This window comes from Paenibacillus sp. 1182 (assembly GCF_017833915.1).
GTDB classification, from domain to species: domain Bacteria; phylum Bacillota; class Bacilli; order Paenibacillales; family Paenibacillaceae; genus Paenibacillus; species Paenibacillus polymyxa_D.
Genome location: NZ_JAFICR010000009.1, coordinates 268,723 through 285,504 on the forward strand (window position 1 = coordinate 268,723; position 16,782 = coordinate 285,504).

General features: G+C 45.4%; 16 protein-coding genes. 15 read left to right on the forward strand and 1 reads right to left on the reverse strand.

Features of this window, described 5'->3' with window-relative positions; translation table 11 throughout:
• Positions 1-77: 77 nt before the first annotated feature.
• Positions 78-875 carry a hypothetical protein gene (locus JOD82_RS19195; RefSeq protein ID WP_069010496.1) on the forward strand — a complete coding sequence of 266 codons (798 nt, stop codon included), beginning with the start codon at positions 78-80 and terminating at the stop codon, positions 873-875.
• A 28-nt stretch (positions 876-903) separates the two neighbouring features.
• On the opposite strand, the gene JOD82_RS19200 is transcribed toward JOD82_RS19195, so the two are convergent.
• Positions 904-1,326, reverse strand: a complete 423-nt coding sequence (locus JOD82_RS19200) for a hemerythrin domain-containing protein (protein ID WP_029515522.1) — start codon at positions 1,324-1,326, stop codon at positions 904-906.
• A gap of 169 nt (positions 1,327-1,495) precedes the next feature.
• Between JOD82_RS19200 and JOD82_RS19205 the strand changes: the two genes are divergently transcribed.
• From JOD82_RS19205 to JOD82_RS19270, 14 genes are all read left to right on the forward strand, one after another.
• On the forward strand, positions 1,496-2,284 hold the full coding sequence (locus tag JOD82_RS19205; protein ID WP_069010497.1) for a YwiC-like family protein: 789 nt from the start codon (positions 1,496-1,498) through the stop codon (positions 2,282-2,284).
• 14 nt (positions 2,285-2,298) lie between these two features.
• Positions 2,299-3,414 (forward strand): TIGR04053 family radical SAM/SPASM domain-containing protein, encoded by a 1,116-nt coding sequence (locus JOD82_RS19210; RefSeq protein WP_069010498.1) that lies wholly within the window; start codon positions 2,299-2,301, stop codon positions 3,412-3,414.
• Entirely contained in the window at positions 3,398-4,819 is a 1,422-nt protein-coding gene (gene hemG / locus JOD82_RS19215; protein WP_029515519.1) for a protoporphyrinogen oxidase, read from the forward strand. Before JOD82_RS19210 ends, hemG begins: the two co-directional genes overlap by 17 nt.
• A 109-nt stretch (positions 4,820-4,928) precedes the next feature.
• Positions 4,929-5,648 (forward strand): iron-sulfur cluster repair di-iron protein, encoded by a 720-nt coding sequence (ric, locus tag JOD82_RS19220; protein WP_209949808.1) that lies wholly within the window; start codon positions 4,929-4,931, stop codon positions 5,646-5,648.
• 29 nt (positions 5,649-5,677) lie between these two features.
• Positions 5,678-6,532 carry a molybdate ABC transporter substrate-binding protein gene (modA, locus tag JOD82_RS19225; protein WP_029515517.1) on the forward strand — a complete coding sequence of 285 codons (855 nt, stop codon included), beginning with the start codon at positions 5,678-5,680 and terminating at the stop codon, positions 6,530-6,532.
• The gene (modB, locus tag JOD82_RS19230) at positions 6,529-7,206 is read left to right on the forward strand and encodes a molybdate ABC transporter permease subunit (protein WP_029515516.1); all 678 of its coding nucleotides are present in this window, start codon (positions 6,529-6,531) and stop codon (positions 7,204-7,206) included. The genes modA and modB overlap by 4 nt, the downstream gene beginning before the upstream one ends.
• 197 nt (positions 7,207-7,403) lie before the next feature.
• Positions 7,404-11,078, forward strand: coding sequence for a nitrate reductase subunit alpha (locus JOD82_RS19235; protein WP_029515515.1), 3,675 nt, complete (start codon positions 7,404-7,406; stop codon positions 11,076-11,078).
• The gene (gene narH / locus JOD82_RS19240; RefSeq protein WP_028542275.1) at positions 11,068-12,645 is read left to right on the forward strand and encodes a nitrate reductase subunit beta; all 1,578 of its coding nucleotides are present in this window, start codon (positions 11,068-11,070) and stop codon (positions 12,643-12,645) included. Before JOD82_RS19235 ends, narH begins: the two co-directional genes overlap by 11 nt.
• Positions 12,638-13,204 carry a nitrate reductase molybdenum cofactor assembly chaperone gene (narJ, locus tag JOD82_RS19245; RefSeq protein ID WP_029515514.1) on the forward strand — a complete coding sequence of 189 codons (567 nt, stop codon included), beginning with the start codon at positions 12,638-12,640 and terminating at the stop codon, positions 13,202-13,204. Before narH ends, narJ begins: the two co-directional genes overlap by 8 nt.
• Entirely contained in the window at positions 13,204-13,887 is a 684-nt protein-coding gene (narI, locus tag JOD82_RS19250; RefSeq protein WP_029515513.1) for a respiratory nitrate reductase subunit gamma, read from the forward strand. The genes narJ and narI overlap by 1 nt, the downstream gene beginning before the upstream one ends.
• A 45-nt stretch (positions 13,888-13,932) precedes the next feature.
• Complete coding sequence (locus JOD82_RS19255; protein ID WP_029515512.1) at positions 13,933-14,385, forward strand: GAF domain-containing protein; 453 nt, start codon at positions 13,933-13,935, stop codon at positions 14,383-14,385.
• Complete coding sequence (locus JOD82_RS19260) at positions 14,386-15,450, forward strand: PAS domain-containing sensor histidine kinase (protein WP_029515511.1); 1,065 nt, start codon at positions 14,386-14,388, stop codon at positions 15,448-15,450.
• A 7-nt stretch (positions 15,451-15,457) separates the two neighbouring features.
• The gene (locus tag JOD82_RS19265) at positions 15,458-16,105 is read left to right on the forward strand and encodes a response regulator transcription factor (RefSeq protein ID WP_023989699.1); all 648 of its coding nucleotides are present in this window, start codon (positions 15,458-15,460) and stop codon (positions 16,103-16,105) included.
• A 22-nt stretch (positions 16,106-16,127) separates the two neighbouring features.
• Positions 16,128-16,658: a hemerythrin domain-containing protein gene (locus JOD82_RS19270; RefSeq protein ID WP_029515510.1), complete on the forward strand. Its 531-nt coding sequence runs from the start codon at positions 16,128-16,130 to the stop codon at positions 16,656-16,658.
• Positions 16,659-16,782: the final 124 nt, after the last annotated feature.

Sequence of the window (16,782 nt, forward strand, 5' to 3'; positions counted from 1 at the left end):
GATCTTACATAAAATACACGACAACCCTGCGCTTTGTGCTGGAGGTGAGGGTGTTGGATGAGTAAGGGAGATATGTTGTGGATAAAAAGGCGAAAAAAATACTGATGAACACATTCTGGTCCTCTAGCGGCTGGAAGCAGGAGCGGGGATCTTTTTCGGGTGAGGATTTTGAATATGCCAAAAGTAAGGGCTTGATGTTCGATCCGATCACCATTACACATAACGAGATTATAAACAGGCTGCATGAGCTGCACCAGCAAAAGGCTACAAAAGAACGAGTGGCAGCAGCATTTTTGCATAGTCTTTCCACGAAAAAGGTTCATTTACGAAGCGCCTTATCGAGCTGGGCATTAACCGCAGGGCTTCCTTTGCACACCTATGGGGAGCGGCCTGTCGTCCTGCCCAATTACAGTAGCTGTGGGGATTGTAATTTTAATAAATTGATGTCCGATAAGGAATACGTCAATAAAGATTTGAATGTGCTAAATTTTGAACGAATCAAATGGGGCGGTATTCGTCTGAACCACCTTCTGTATTGCTGGATGGACCTTGAATTGTTCAGTCAAGAAGAGGATGTTCAGGTTTCCGATGAGGATCTAGCTATACTCCATAACATGCTCGAAGCTGTTCAGAACTGTGATGCTCAAAGCAGTGCACGTCAATTGGAAAAGCGCTGGAAGGATGTGTTTCCATCCAGCAAAAACGAGCGTGATGTCGTCATGGAGGTGTGGGGATATGCCGGACTGCTGGTCCCACAGGACACGCCTCGTAAACGACAGCACGGCAATCATGATTTTTATTCCGTAGCAGCCTGGCAAGGAGATGACGGATACTCACAAGAGGCGTTGGACTATTTCTTTGGTACGTTTTTATAGAGAATGTGAATCGTTATGCACATCTTGATTATGACGGTTGCTCAAACAGCAAACGTTCTTCTTCCCGACTATGAATGGCATTGACAACCAGAAGCGCGTGGAACTGTTGAAGAACTTCAGGCGTAAGCCCTTCTTCACGGATCCCGGCTTTGAGTTCTTTTACAATGATTCGGAGCAGATCATGATCTCGTGTAAGTTTGACGACAGCCTCCTGCAGTTCCGGTTTTTTCTCGACCATTTCCTGATAGAATCCTTCCTCTTCTGCATCAGCATGGCTGAGAATGCGGGTTTCCCAATATTCGATCAAGTGGTCGGCAGCCTGGCGCGCCACCTGGAATTCTTTCGCTTCGAGTAATTCCTCTACTTCTCTCGTCTTATCTAGAGCGCCAGATAGCCCGCCTTGATGAATGGCATGATGAGCATGCAGTTGACGTAAAGAAGGTCCTCCCATAACAGTTCATCCTTTCTTTGTTCCCTTTTTTAGTACAGTATAGCATAAGAAAATAGCGTTATTTTTCCGGTTAGGATTTTCCCCTCTAAGGAAAAGGGAACTCCCTAATTGGTTCAATTTCATATAATACTTAGAATGAAGTTAGAAGATAAAACTCAATCTTGGGGGAATGGATGATGAATCGATTAACCGAAATAACAGACATAAAAAAGATTGTGAAAAAAGGATCAAGGGTTTGAGGGGGATGAGCAGATACATACCCAATCAACATGGAGCCTGGGCTATGCTCATTCTTCCATTTTTATTCGGTTTAGCTGCTTCTCGAGGGGATCTCATTCATATACCCCTATTTGTGTGCTGGTTTTTTATCTACTTATTCAGTTTTCCTGTCCTCCAATGGATCAAAACAGGCAGCAGTGAAAGATACCGCAAACCCGCCGTTGTATATGGAGTGATATTACTTCCTTTGTTAATTTCACTGATATGGTTTGAGCCTGCCTTGATCTGGTATGGAGTTCTTTTATTGCTCTTTTTTATGGCTAATATTTATTTTGCGAGAACGAAAAATGAACGTGCTTTACTCAATGACATTGTTGCAATTTTACTCTTTTGTTCTTTTATATATCCCGTTATTTATATGGGGGGAGGAGAGGATTGGAGGGTAGCAACAGAGCTATTCTTGCTTTTGGTGCTTTACTTTATCGGAACTGCTTTGTATGTCAAAACGATCATTCGTGAAAGAAAAAATATACGTTACCATTATGCTTCCGTTATCTATCATGCGGTGATTTTGTTGTTTGCTATTTGGTTAAAGTTATTTCTGTTTATTCCTTTTTTAATTTTTTTGATAAGAGCCATTTGGCTTCCTAAACTCGGATTAAAGGCAAAACAAGTTGGCATGGCGGAAATTGGATTTTCAATGATGCTCTATGTTTTTGTGTTGTTTTTATATTTCTAAAAGGAGAGACATCAATGATATCTTTGAAAACGCCGCGTGATTATCATACTGACCCGTTTATAGTCATCTGGGAGGTTACACGAGCTTGTGCTTTAAAGTGCCTTCACTGTAGAGCGGAAGCTCAGTACAAACCTGATCCTCGCCAACTGACACTAGAAGAAGGTAAGAAGCTAATAGATCAAATCGCTGAAATGAATCATCCGTTGCTTGTATTCACAGGCGGAGATCCTTTAATGCGTCCTGATCTGTTTGAACTGGCTCAATATGCAATTGAAGAGAAAAATCTGTCGGTTTCAATGACCCCCAGTGCCACTCCTAAAGTGACACGAACAGCGGTAGAAAAAGCAAAGCAAGTTGGATTATCGCGGTGGGCATTTAGTCTGGACGGTTCATGTGCCGAGATTCACGATCATTTTCGGGGTACAGCGGGTTCTTACGATACGACCATGCGAGGAATTGGTTATTTAAAGGAACTGAACATCCCTATTCAAGTGAACACTACGGTATCCCGGTACAATCTTCATGATCTGGAGCAAATTGCAGAAAGAGTAAAGGAAATGCAGGCCGTGTTATGGAGTTTATTTTTCCTTGTTCCAACTGGACGTGGCATGGAGAAAGATATGATTACTCCTGATGAGCATGAAGCCGTAATGAAATGGTTGTATCAAATACAGCAACAGATGCCGTACGGAGTGAAGGCTACAGAAGCTCCTCACTACCGGAGGGTCGTGCTGCAGCAAAAGCACAGCGCAGGTGAGAACAGTGTAGCAGACGGACAAAAGAGGGCAGATGTTTTAGGACGTGCTCCTAAAGGCGTAAATGACGGAGATGGATTTGTTTTTATTAGTCATATCGGCGAAGTATACCCGAGTGGTTTCCTGCCTCTTATGTGCGGGAATGTACGAAAGGATAGCTTGGCAGACATTTATCGCAACTCTCCGATCATGATGAATCTTAGAGATAAGTCCCTACTTAAAGGTAAATGTGGAGTCTGTGAATTCAAGGCTGTCTGTGGGGGCTCCAGAGCAAGGGCTTTTGCAATAACAGGAGACTATTTGGAGAGTGACCCTTATTGCGCTTATATACCCGGGGTTGGAGAGGAAAAGTGTTTTCATGAAGAAAAGTTCTAAAAAAGTCGTTATTCTCGGTGGAGGAATAAGCGGTTTAAGTGCTGCCTTTTATGTGAAAAAGCTGGCTGAGGATCGGCAACTTGAAGTGGAGATTACACTGGTGGAGAAAAGTGAACGTCTAGGAGGAAAACTGCAAACCGTTCGCCAAAACGATTTTATGATCGAAAAAGGACCGGATGCTTTCTTGGCCAGAAAGACGGCAATATTGGATTTGACTATGGAGTTGGGGCTGGAAGCAGATCTGGTATCGACAAACCCGAAAGCCAAATCTGCTAGTATTTTGCATAAGGGCAAACTTCATACGATGCCGATGGGCTTCATTCTGGGCATTCCAACAAAGCTCACTCCCTTCATTCGGACAGGACTTATTTCTCCGCTGGGAAAAGCACGGGCAGCCCTGGATTTAATCATTCCGGCAAAGAAAGGTGATGCAGACGAATCTCTAGGTGATTTTATCAAACGGCGTCTCGGCAAAGAAGTTCTGGACCAGATTACGGAACCTCTGCTGTCTGGAATTTACGCTGGGGATACTCATTCCCTGAGCCTCATGTCAACCTTCCCTCAATTTAAACTAATGGAACAAAAGCATGGAAGTCTGATTAAGGGTATGTCTAAAGGGGCGGGGAGAAAGCCAGCAGTACAAGACAACCTGCCGGATATCGCTAAGAAAAGTATGTTTCTTTCTTATCGGCTAGGATTATCTTCGATCGTGGAGCGGCTAAAGGAAAGGCTGGATACCGTACGTTTTGTTATGGGGCAAGGTGTAGTTGAAGTAAGGAAAGAAAGCGGTTATCAGGTCATTTTAGAACATGGACAAAAAATAGATGCGGATGCGGTGATCTGCGCTGTTCCAGCTTTTGAAGCGGCTACATTATTCTCCGGCGTTGCAAGCGCTAGCTGGTTACACAAGATTCACTATGTTTCCGTAGCCAATATTGCTCTTGCTTATAAAAACACAGATCTTAATCTTAATTTTGAGGGAACGGGATTTTTAGTACCCCGCAAAGAAGGCAAAAAGATTACAGCATGTACTTGGTCTTCGACGAAGTGGAGCCATACTGCTCCTGAAGGATATACGCTTTTACGGACCTACATTGGACATGCAGGTGCACAGGAGTGGATTCAGATGACAGACGATCAACTTGTGGATGCCGCGCGTAAAGATTTGAAAGATTTAATGGGCCTGGAAGCGGAACCGGAATTCACCGAAGTCAGTAGGTGTGATCGATCAATGCCGCAATATCCGATTGGACACAAAGAGCATATGGCGAAGATTAGACAGGACTTCGCACAGGATTTACCGGGTGTTTTTCTATGTGGTGCCGGCTATGGGGGCGTTGGAATTCCAGATTGCATCGCTCAAGGGAAAGAAGCGGCTGAACAGTTGCTTTCTGATTTTTTATAATCAGGCTCTTTCCACGAATGAAAGAGGGAACCCCCTGATTGGTTCAGCTTTAAGGGAGACGTAGAATGAAAGGTAAGTATAAAATCGAAGTAAGATGGAGGAATGGAAGATGAGCCAGTTAACGGAAGAAACATGGGTGGCGGACATTGTGAAAGCAGTACCCAAAACGGGAGATCTGTTCCGCAAACTGAGGATTGATTTCTGCTGTGGAGGGAAAATATCGCTCCGTGAAGCAGCAGCCAATCAAGGTCTCCACGCTGGTGAACTGCTGAAGCAGATACATGAAGTGGAAGAAAAGCAGGCACAGCATAAGCAAATGCAACCTCCTTCACTCGAACCCAAAGAACTAATCGCCTATATTCAAAATGAGTATCATACGAAGCTTCGGGAAGAACTATCGGCGTTAACGCCGTATGTAACCAAACTAACGCGGGTTCATGGCGAACGTTATCCGCATCTAAAGCGAGTTAATGAACTGTTCACCTTGCTTAAACAGGAAATATCGGAACATATTCAATATGAGGAGGACCTTGTGTTTCCGATGATTGAAGCATTTTTACAAGAATCAACAATGGAACGAGCAGATGAGTTAAATCCAATTTTGTCCAAGTTGCAAAACGAACATCAAACGGTGGTGGAATTCCTGAAGGAAATGCGCTTGATCACAAATGGCTTTGAGCCGATGCAGGAAGCTTGTGGTACGCACCGACTCGTATTGAAGCGGTTAGAAGACCTGGAAGCAGATATTTTCAATCATATTCTTCTTGAAAATTGTACATTGATCGAACGTACGAAACAGGCACAGCTAATAGCGAAACCCATTAATTAATGATGAACTAACATGAGGAGCCGAACCAATTGCATAAATTAATTAAAAGTAGCACTGTTTTCGTTTTGGTTATTTCCATCATTTTATTACTTTCAGGGTGCGGTGCGGGGCAACAATCAGCTTCAAATGGTAGCAGCACGGCCCAGAACAACGAGGTCTCCAGCCAGGATTCTTCGAAAAAGGCTGAAACTGTTGAGCTTACCATATCCGCAGCTGCAAGTTTAACGGATGCGCTCAAAGAAATTCAGCATTCATACGAATCAACCCATACAGGCACCAAATTGAATTTTAACTTCGGCGGCTCTGGTGCGCTGGAAAAACAAATTGAGCAAGGAGCGCCGTCGGATTTGTTCCTGTCCGCTTCGAAGAAAAACTTGAAGTCTCTCGTAGATCAACAGTTAATAGAGAGTAATAAACAAAAAACATGGCTGACGAATGAATTGGTCGCGGTTATCCCAGCAGATGGGACGATGGACATTGCGAGTGTAACCGATTTAACAAAAAGAGAAGTGAAGAAAGTTGCGATCGGAATTCCTGAAAGTGTTCCTGCAGGCAACTACGCACAGGAAGCGCTGACGAAAGCGAAGCTTTGGGACACGTTACAGAGCAAGCTGGTTCAAGCAAAAGACGTTAGACAAGTGCTGCAATATGTGGAAACTGGGAATGCTGATGTCGGATTTGTATATAAAACAGATGCATTGACTTCACAAAAGGCAAAAATCGCCTTTGAGGTGGATCCCAAAGCCTATTCACCTGTTGAGTATCCAATCGGAATTATCAAAGGTTCAAAGCACATTCAAGAAGCCGAAGACTTTTATGCATACCTACAATCACAAGAATCTCTGAATATTATGGCTAAGTATGGATTTACCATACCGAAGTGAGCATGCAAGATATAGATTGGAATGAATATTGGCCTCCTATCCGCTTATCGTTGCAGGTTGCACTGTTATCCAGCGTTCTAGTAATCATATTAGGTTTGCTTGTGGCATGGTCCATGTCACGGTTAGGTTTATTTAAAGGGAAAACGGTTGTTGAAACTGTGCTTATGCTGCCCTTGGTACTCCCACCGACGGTTGTTGGTTTTTTACTACTAATATTACTAGGACGAAAAAGCGGGTTCGGACGTTTTGTGGAGCAATGGTTTGGAGAACCTATTATATTCTCGTGGTGGGCTGGGGTTATAGCAGCGGTGGTAGTGGCTTTTCCTCTTGTCTATCGGACACTGAAAATGGGATTGTCTTCTGTTGACCAGGACTTGGAAAACGCGGGACGTTCGATGGGTGCAAGTGAATGGCAGGTTTTCCGGTATATCACCTTTCCTTTAATTTTCCCTTCTTTTAAAGCTGCCTTTATACTCGGTTTTGCCCGCGGTCTGGGCGAATTTGGTGCTACGTTGATGCTTGCCGGAAATATTCCGGGTAAAACACAAACGATTCCGACGGCCATTTATATTGCGGTGGATTCTGGGCATCTTCCTATGGCCTGGGCCTGGACGTGCTCTATCATACTCATTTCTTTTATCATGCTCCTGTTAACGGGCCAAAAGAACAATTAACCTCTTCATATAAGCTTCCTTTAGCAGAGGGAGGCTTTTTTGTATCTTTCGATAGAACGAGGGATTTCCTGTAGCGCTATAGGACATTCCCTAATGGGAACAGCGATGAATGAATTACATAATGAGAGTAAGCGAATGAACCTTCCCATGGAACTTGCGTTGGGATGATTTATTCTAAAAAGGAGTGTTGGTCATCGATGAAAAAAAAATACAACCTCAACTTTTTTAAACCGATCGAAAGCTATTCGGGAAATTGGTCAATCCTTGAGGAAAAAAATAGAGAATGGGAAAACGTGTACCGACAGCGTTGGTCTCACGACAAAGTGGTTCGGACGACTCACGGAGTGAACTGCACGGGTTCCTGTAGTTGGAAGGTTTTTGTGAAAAACGGCATCATTACCTGGGAAAATCAACAGATCGATTATCCTTCCTGCGGTGTAGATATGCCAGAATTTGAACCGCGAGGATGCCCGCGTGGCGCTACATTTTCCTGGTATGAATACAGTCCATTACGTGTGAAATACCCTTATATGCGCGGTAAGCTGTTGCGGCTTTGGCAGGCTGCCATCCAGGAACATGCCAATCCGGTGGAAGCATGGGCAAGCATTGTGGAAGATCCGGAGAAAGCCAAGCTCTACAAAGCAGCTCGCGGAAAAGGCGGTCATGTCCGTGTCGCTTGGGACGATGTCCTGCGTCTGATCTCGGCGCAACTCATCTATACCATTCGTAAGTATGGTCCTGACCGGATCGCGGGCTTTACGCCAATACCGGCGATGTCAATGATAAGCTACGCTTCAGGAGCCAGATTCATTTCGCTTCTTGGTGGACAGATGTTGAGTTTCTATGACTGGTATGCCGACCTTCCGCCTTCATCTCCTCAAATTTGGGGTGAGCAGACGGATGTACCGGAATCTTCTGATTGGTACAATGCGGGTTACCTGATCATGTGGGGATCGAATGTACCACTTACCCGGACGCCAGACGCTCATTTTATGACGGAAGTACGTTATAAGGGGACAAAAGTTGTATCAGTGGCTCCCGACTTGGCGGAGAATGTGAAGTTCGCTGACAACTGGCTTGCACCACATCCGGGTACAGATGCTGCTGTAGCCCAGGCTATGACACATGTTATTCTGGATGAGTTTTACAAAGAGCGCCAAGAACCGATGTTCATTAACTATGCCAAACAATATACAGATATGCCGTTTATGATTCTGCTTGATCCGCACGAGGGAGCCTGGAAAGGTGGACGTTTCCTACGGGCGAGTGACCTTGGAGATGCTTCGCAGCATGCGGACTGGAAGCCAGTCATATATGACGAAGCAGCGGGGGAAATGCTGGTTCCGAACGGTACGATGGGACAGCGCTGGGAGCAGGATAAGAAATGGAACCTGATTCTGGAGCGGGAAGACGGAACAAAGGTTGAGCCCGCACTCACTGTGGAAGGTCATGGCGAGCAATGGGAAGAAATCGTATTCCCTTATTTTGATAACGCAGGTAATGGAACGTTCAAACGTGTAATTCCAGTCAAAAAAGTACGCTTGGCAGATGGCTCGGAACGTTACGTAGCAACCGTGTACGATTTGATGATGAGCCAGTACGGTGTCGCACGCAATGACAGCTCTCATAACGCCAAGAATTATTACGACGAAGCTTCGCATTATACCCCTGCCTGGCAGGAGAAGATCACAGGTGTGAAGGCGTCTGTTGTGGTACAGATTGCTCGGGAATTTGCCCAAAATGCTATCGATACCAAAGGGCGCTCCATGATTATTATGGGTGCGGGTATCAACCACTGGTTCAATAGTGACACCATCTATCGGTCCATCTTGAACCTTGTCGTGTTGACGGCTTCCCAAGGTGTAAACGGGGGAGGCTGGGCGCATTATGTGGGTCAAGAAAAGCTCCGCCCAATCGAAGGCTGGTCAACGATTGCCTTTGCAAAAGACTGGCAAGGGGCGGCTCGACAGCAAAATGCTACATCGTTTTTCTACTTTGCAACAGAGCAGTGGCGTTACGAAGAAAGTGGAACAGACACCTTGAAGTCACCGACTGGCGGGGATGTCAGTTACAGACATCCAGCAGACTACAACGTGCTCGCAGCGCGTCTGGGTTGGCTGCCTTCTTATCCACAGTTTAATAAAAATAGTCTGTTGTTCGCCGAAGAGGCAGCGCAATTAGGCAAAAAGTCCAACGAGGAAATCATTAATCATTCTGTGGAAGAGATTAAATCACGTAAGACACGCTTCGCTGTAGAAGATCCTGGGGCAGCCGAGAACTTCCCGCGTTCACTCTTTGTTTGGCGATCCAATCTGATTTCCAGTTCGGCGAAGGGGCAAGAGTATTTCATGAAGCATTTACTCGGAGCATCTGATGCCCTGCTTGCCCGGCCGAACGAGGAGCAGAAACCGGAGGAAATCGTCTGGAGAGAAGATGTAGAAGGAAAGCTTGATCTGATGGTTGCACTTGATTTCCGGATGACGACAACCCCATTGTACGCGGATATCGTGCTTCCGGCGGCAACCTGGTACGAGAAAACGGATTTGTCGTCCACCGATATGCATCCTTTCGTACACCCGTTTAATCCGGCCGTTAATCCACTGTGGGAATCCCGTGCGGACTGGGATATTTACCGCCAGCTTTCCGAAGTCTTTTCTGATATGGCGAAAGAGTACCTGCCAGGTATATATAAAGACCTTGTGACCGCGCCGCTTGCACACGACAGTGTGGGTGAAATTTCACAGCCGATGGGTCTTGTAAAGGATTGGACGAAGGGTGAGATTGAAGCGACCCCGGGTAAAACCATGCCGAATTTCAGCATCATCGAACGTGACTATACTAAAATTCACGATAAATTTATCTCACTCGGTCCGAATTTGACTACTGGGAAAGCAGGTGCGCATGGCGTCAGCTTCTCCGTAGCAGAAGAATATGAGGAAATGAAAAAGTTGAACGGAGTTTATTACGATGAGTCCATTAAAGACGGACTGCCAAAAATCCAGACAGCTCGCCAAGTGGCCAATGCAATTCTTCATCTTTCATCCGCGACTAATGGACGGGTGTCGCAAAAGGCTTATGAGCAGGCAGAAGAGCTTCACGGTGTTGAACTTAAAGACATCTCGGCTGATCGGGCAGCGGAAAGAATCACTTTCCAAAGTATCACGGCACAGCCTCGGGAAGTTATACCGACACCAGTATTCACTGGATCGAACAAGAAGGGACGCCGCTATTCACCATTTACAACGAATATTGAACGTCTCGTTCCGTTTCGTACTTTGACGGGAAGACAGCATTTCTATATTGATCATGAGATTTTCCAACAATTTGGAGAATCATTGCCGATCTACAAACCGACGTTGCCACCGATGGTGTTCGGTCCTCGGGATCGGGAAATAAAAGGCGGACAAGATTCACTCGTGCTTCGCTATCTGACACCGCACGGTAAATGGAATATTCACTCCACCTACCAGGATAACCAGCACATGCTTACGCTGTTTCGTGGAGGTCCTACCGTATGGATCAACAATGAAGACGCAGAGGCGCACGATCTTGCTGACAATGACTGGGTAGAGGTATACAACCGTAATGGCGTCGTAACCGCCCGGGCCGTTGTCAGCCATCGGATGCCAAGAGGGACTATGTTCATGTACCATGCTCAGGATAAGCACATTCAAGTGCCAGGCTCTGAAATCACGGATACACGCGGCGGTAGTCATAACGCACCAACAAGAATTCATCTCAAACCAACCCAGATGGTCGGTGGATATGCTCAGCTTAGTTATGGATTCAACTATTATGGTCCAATCGGCAACCAGCGTGATGTGTACGTTGCGGTACGTAAAATGAAGGAGGTTAACTGGCTTGAAGATTAAAGCTCAAATTGCCATGGTCATGAACCTGGATAAATGTATTGGCTGCCATACGTGCAGCGTGACATGTAAAACAACCTGGACGAACCGCAAAGGTGCGGAATATATGTGGTTTAACAATGTGGAGACTAAACCCGGTATCGGTTATCCGAAGCGCTGGGAAGACCAGGAATTATATAAAGGCGGCTGGCAGCTCCGCAAAGGGAAATTGGAATTGAAGTCAGGCAACAAGCTGTCCAAGATAGCACTGGGTAAGATTTTTTACAATCCAGACATGCCGGAAATGAAAGATTATTATGAGCCCTGGACTTACAATTACGAGCAACTGACCAACGCTGGTGAACAGAAGCATTCACCTGTGGCACGCGCGCACTCTGCGGTAACGGGTGAAAAAATGGATTTGGAGTGGGGTCCAAACTGGGAAGATGACCTGGCGGGTGCGCATGTAACTGGTCCGCTTGATCCAAATATTCAGAAAATCGAAGAAGAGATTAAATTTAACTTTGAGAAGTCGTTCATGGTTTATCTCCCACGGCTTTGCGAACATTGTTTAAATCCGAGCTGTGTCGCGTCCTGTCCTTCAGGTGCTATGTACAAACGGGACGAGGACGGAATTGTGCTCGTGGATCAGGAAGCATGTCGCGGCTGGCGGTATTGCATGACGGGCTGTCCATACAAAAAAGTGTACTTTAACTGGCAGACGAACAAAGCGGAAAAATGTACCTTCTGTTTCCCACGTGTGGAAGCAGGCCTGCCGACAGTCTGCTCCGAGACATGTACAGGACGAATTCGCTACCTCGGTGTTATGCTGTATGACGCGGATCGGGTGCTTGAGGCCGCTTCTACGCAGGACGAGAAAGAGCTTTATAAGGCGCAGTGTGACCTGTTCATGGATCCTAGTGATCCGGCAGTGATCGCTCAAGCGAGAAAAGACGGCATCTCGGAGGACTGGATTGAAGCAGCGCAGAACTCGCCGGTCTACAAGCTTGCCATTGAGCACAAGCTGGCATTCCCGCTTCATCCGGAATATCGTACATTACCTATGGTCTGGTATGTTCCACCACTTAGCCCGATCATGAATTACTTTGAAGGGAAAGACTCGATTGAGAATCCCGATATGATTTTTCCGGCTATCGAAGAAATGCGTACCCCTATTCAGTACCTTGCCAATATGCTGACGGCGGGCGACACCCAAACCGTGAAGGAATCCTTGCAAAGAATGGCTATGATGCGCTCCTATATGCGTGCTCAATCCACAGGACAATCTTTTGATGAAAGCCGTCTTGAGCGCATTGGCATGACACCTCGGCAGACTGAGCAGATGTATCGGCTTCTGGCGATTGCCAAGTATGAGGATCGTTTCGTCATTCCAACGTCGCATAAAGAAGGATATTCGAATCCGTACCGGGCTCAAGGATCTGCGGGTTACGGCGATACCATGGGAAATATGGGTTCAGGATCTGGATGTGACGGCTGTAGTATGGCAAGTTCAATGGGGATGGAAGAGCCTTTGAAAACGGGAAAAGAAATGTATGAAGAAAACTTCTACGGGGGTATTTGGCGTGATTAATGTAGCGAAGCTGTATGAATGCAAGCCATCATTCGGGTTTTTCGCCCAACAACTCATGTACCCGGAAAAGCTGGATTTTCATCCGGCTTTTCTGGAAGCATCGTTTGATCCAAACCATCCGGCATATACGTATGCGAACACCTACTGGTCCCTTATGCAAGAGTTCAGTATGGAAGAGATTCAGGAAATGTATACAGAAACCTTTGATTTTCAAAAAAATTGTGCACTATATATGACTTACTTCAAATTCGAAGATGCAAAAGAACGGGGACAAATGTTGGTCAAGTTAAAGGTGCTATACGAGATGTATGGTCTTGAAATGCCAGATGGTGAGCTGCCAGATTACCTTCCGCTCATGTGTGAATTTCTGTATGCCGCCGAATGGTCGCAAGATCCGAAGACGACAGAAAACTTCCGCATGCCAATCGCGATCCTGGAAGACGGCACATATCATTTACTTAAAGCGCTGGAGAAAATGGAAAGCCCGTATTTTCATCTGGTCAAGGGACTGCGCGAAACGCTTAAAGCATGCGTAGAACAGGAGGCAGCTGCGCAATGATGATGCTAGAGCAGTTTTTATGGGTTATTTTCCCTTATATGTGTGTGGTCGTCTTTATTGTAGGGCATATTTTCCGCTACAGAAATGATCAGTTCAATTGGACAGCGAAATCAAGTGAGTTTATTGAAAAGAAACAATTGATGATCGGAAGTCTCTTATTCCACCTGGGTATTATCCCGGTTATTATGGGTCATGTATCCGGTCTGGGCATACCCAAAACCTGGATGCATGCACTGGGTGTAAACGATCATCTATATCATATTGGAGCAGTTTATATTGGTGGAATATTTGGAGCGATGACGTTCCTCGGTATGTTGATTCTTACCTCTCGTCGATTTACAATACGCAATGTGCGCCATTTAAGTACGGCGTCTGATTTGATAGTAAACGTATTGCTTTTGGCCATTGTATGCATGGGGATGTTTGCGACTCTCGTAACGAATGCGGTACAGCCAGAATTCGATTATCGAGAGACGATCTCAATCTGGTTCCGCGGTTTATTCGTATTCCGTGTCGACCCGACACTGATGAGAGACGTACCGATGTCCTTCAAGCTTCATATTCTTATGGCCTTTGCGATTTTTGCATTCTGGCCGTTTACCCGGCTTGTACATGTGTGGAGTGTTCCGTTGAATTATGTGCGCAGAAGTTATATCCTTTACAGAAGACATAAATCGAATTAGGAAAGCGGGCTCTGCCTTCTTTCCTAATTCTATTAGGAGAGAGCGATGAATAATAGGATGGATTATCAAAGGGAGCTTGAGCGAATACGCGAACATTTCGGTTATGATTTCATGGCGCTTGCTCTGGTTGAACCGGCCGAATATCAATACGTAATTAAATGGAAAAATGCAGCCGGTAATTTAAATGATCGCTTTAAGCGAATTGTACTGCAATCCGGAAAGGGCATAGCAGGAGTCGTGTTCAAAACTGGGAAATCCGTTTTCATTCCATCTGTTCATCAATATGTGGGGGCAGACAACCTGTTTAACTACCCGATCGTTCAATCCGAGAAACTCAAGAGTCTCGGGGCTGTTCCCCTATGGAATGATGCTCGCGTCGCGGGCGTACTGCTTGGTGGATTTCGGGAAGAACTGCTGATGACCGCAGCCATGATGCGTGATTTGGAAGCTTTGGCGCATAGGGGATTTGGAGAGTTGAACGGGAAGGAAGTGATGTAATTGACATTATCTGTAGGGACTGGCTCTTTGAATGCGCTAATGGTGAAGTTGTTTGAGAACAGTACAGAAGCCATTTTCTTTTTTGATGGGCAAGGGAACACCCTAGCTATGAACCCGGCAGCGGAGGAGATTGTGAGCGATGACGTCCTCATTCAACTCTATGAAGGGAAGGAAAAAGCTTTGTGTGGAACATGCAGGGGCTATACAAGCGAAACGGAGCCCCGTACCTGCCTTGATTGTTATTTCAATATGCCAGAATCCAAGGATTTCGCTTCTTTTCAGGTATATCTGGAAACAAAGAGCAACGGAATGATCCCCTATGCCGCTTCTTTTCACACCATTGATTCTGAACATGGAACAAGGGTGTTGATGTTGAGGGACTTGACTCCGCAATTTCAGACGCAGGAAAAATTGTATCAAAACAAAATGATGAAGCATGTCATTGAAGCGCAGGAAAATGAGCGTAAACGGCTTTCCAGGGAACTGCACGACAGCGTCGCCCAGGAATTGATGAGTGCGGTTGTTGAGCTGCGGGTGTTAAAATACATGACGAATGATGAACAGCTCATCAAAAACATGAAGCAGACTGAAGCATCCATGACGCGATTGCTGGATGATATCCGCAACCTGTCTGTGGAACTACGCCCCGCCACACTTGATGATTTTGGGCTTGAAGCGGCATTTCGTTCCCACTTTAAGAGGGTTGAACAAAGCTTTGGTCTTGTCGTTGAATTTGTGTCGGATCTTCCCCAAAAGCGATACGGAAGTGAAAAGGAAACGGTCATTTACCGTGTCTGCCAAGAGGCTGTTCTCAATGCCTTAAAATATGCCCAGGTAGACATGGTTAAAGTTTCTTTGACTGAGCACGATCATACGCTTCGTTTGACTGTAGAGGACGATGGAATTGGCTTTGAAAAGGGGAGCCAGCCTATTGGAACGGGATTAGGTTTATATGGCATGCAGGAGCGAGCAGAGCTGGTAGGCGGAAGTTTTGGCGTCCTATCAAATGTGGGTCAGGGAACCAAAGTCTTTTTGCAAATTCCGATTGGCCAAGAGGAGGAATAGAGACTTGATCAAAATTGTGTTAGCGGATGACCATGCTATTGTACGAAGCGGATTTTCCATGATTTTGAACTTCCAATCGGATATGGAGGTTGTCGGAACGGCTGCGGATGGCATTGAAGCGTATACGATGGTAGCTAAATATCGTCCGGATATTCTAATCATGGACCTCAGCATGCCCCCAGGCGAAAGTGGATTGATCGCCACAGGCAAGATTAAAGAAGACCACCCTGATACTAAAATTCTGATTTTGACCATGCATGACGATGAAGAATATCTTTTTCATATTTTAAAGAATGGTGCTTCAGGATACGTTTTGAAAAATGCTCCAGATGAGGAGCTATTACTTGCCATACGAACCATTCATGGGGGTGGGACTTATATCCATCCTAAAATGGCTACTTCTCTCGTTCGTGAGTTCATCAAAAAAGATACAACGTCACAATCAGAAGATCCTTATGAGATCCTGTCCAAGCGGGAACTGGAGATTCTGCCTCTGGTCGCAAAAGGTTACGGTAACAAGGAAGTTGCGGAAAAGCTGTTCATCTCTGTCAAGACGGTGGAAGCAAATAAAGCGAAGATCATGGAAAAATTGAATTTAAGAAGCCGGCCTGAACTGGTCCAATATGCATTAAAGAAAAAAATGCTGGATTTTTAGCCGATGAATGGAGGAAATCCGCGTGCTGGAAAATGAGAAACTGCGCTTTTCCAAACCTGCCATGCGTATTCTTGAAAATGAGCATCGATATCTAACATATCTGATGGATGAATGGCATGCCATTGTATTGTGGTTTGAGCAGCACAGAATACTAGATTTGGAAGAAGGCCGCAAGCAACTGGAAAAACTGAGAATGCAGATTCTCGACTTTAGGGTACCCCTCAAGAAACATACCGAAAAGGAAGAAGAACACTTCTTTTCTATGCTAGGAACCTACATTGGTTTTGAGCAGGGACCGCTCGTCGGTATACAGGAGGAGCACCGTGAAATAGAGGGCTATATCGATCATTTTCTTCATCAGACGGAGGGCGATTTGAGTTTGCTCACGCTTGATGACATTCAAGAGGCAGCCAAGAACGCGGGAGAGGCCTTTGAAGTGCTGACTGTACATTTTATAAAAGAAGAAACTGTACTTTTTCCTATGGCAGAGCAACAGATCAATCGGAATGATCTAACCAAGTTATGTGACAAATTAAATACACTTATCTCTTAAAAAGACCAAGCCGCTTCCTATAGAAGCGGCTTCAGGCTGTCGAGAAAGTCTCGACAGCCTATTTTATGTTAATTTTGTTTAAGACGACACCGCGTTAATGTTGTATAATATAGGTAACTATTGT

Coding starts and splice junctions, on each gene's coding strand:
- JOD82_RS19200 (WP_029515522.1), bottom strand. CDS start 1,326: ATGGGAGGACCTTCTTTACGTCAACTGCATGCTCATCATGCCATTCAT.
- JOD82_RS19205 (WP_069010497.1), top strand. CDS start 1,496: ATGGATGATGAATCGATTAACCGAAATAACAGACATAAAAAAGATTGT.
- JOD82_RS19210 (WP_069010498.1), top strand. CDS start 2,299: ATGATATCTTTGAAAACGCCGCGTGATTATCATACTGACCCGTTTATA.
- hemG (WP_029515519.1), top strand. CDS start 3,398: ATGAAGAAAAGTTCTAAAAAAGTCGTTATTCTCGGTGGAGGAATAAGC.
- ric (WP_209949808.1), top strand. CDS start 4,929: ATGAGCCAGTTAACGGAAGAAACATGGGTGGCGGACATTGTGAAAGCA.
- JOD82_RS19235 (WP_029515515.1), top strand. CDS start 7,404: ATGAAAAAAAAATACAACCTCAACTTTTTTAAACCGATCGAAAGCTAT.
- narI (WP_029515513.1), top strand. CDS start 13,204: ATGATGCTAGAGCAGTTTTTATGGGTTATTTTCCCTTATATGTGTGTG.
- JOD82_RS19255 (WP_029515512.1), top strand. CDS start 13,933: ATGAATAATAGGATGGATTATCAAAGGGAGCTTGAGCGAATACGCGAA.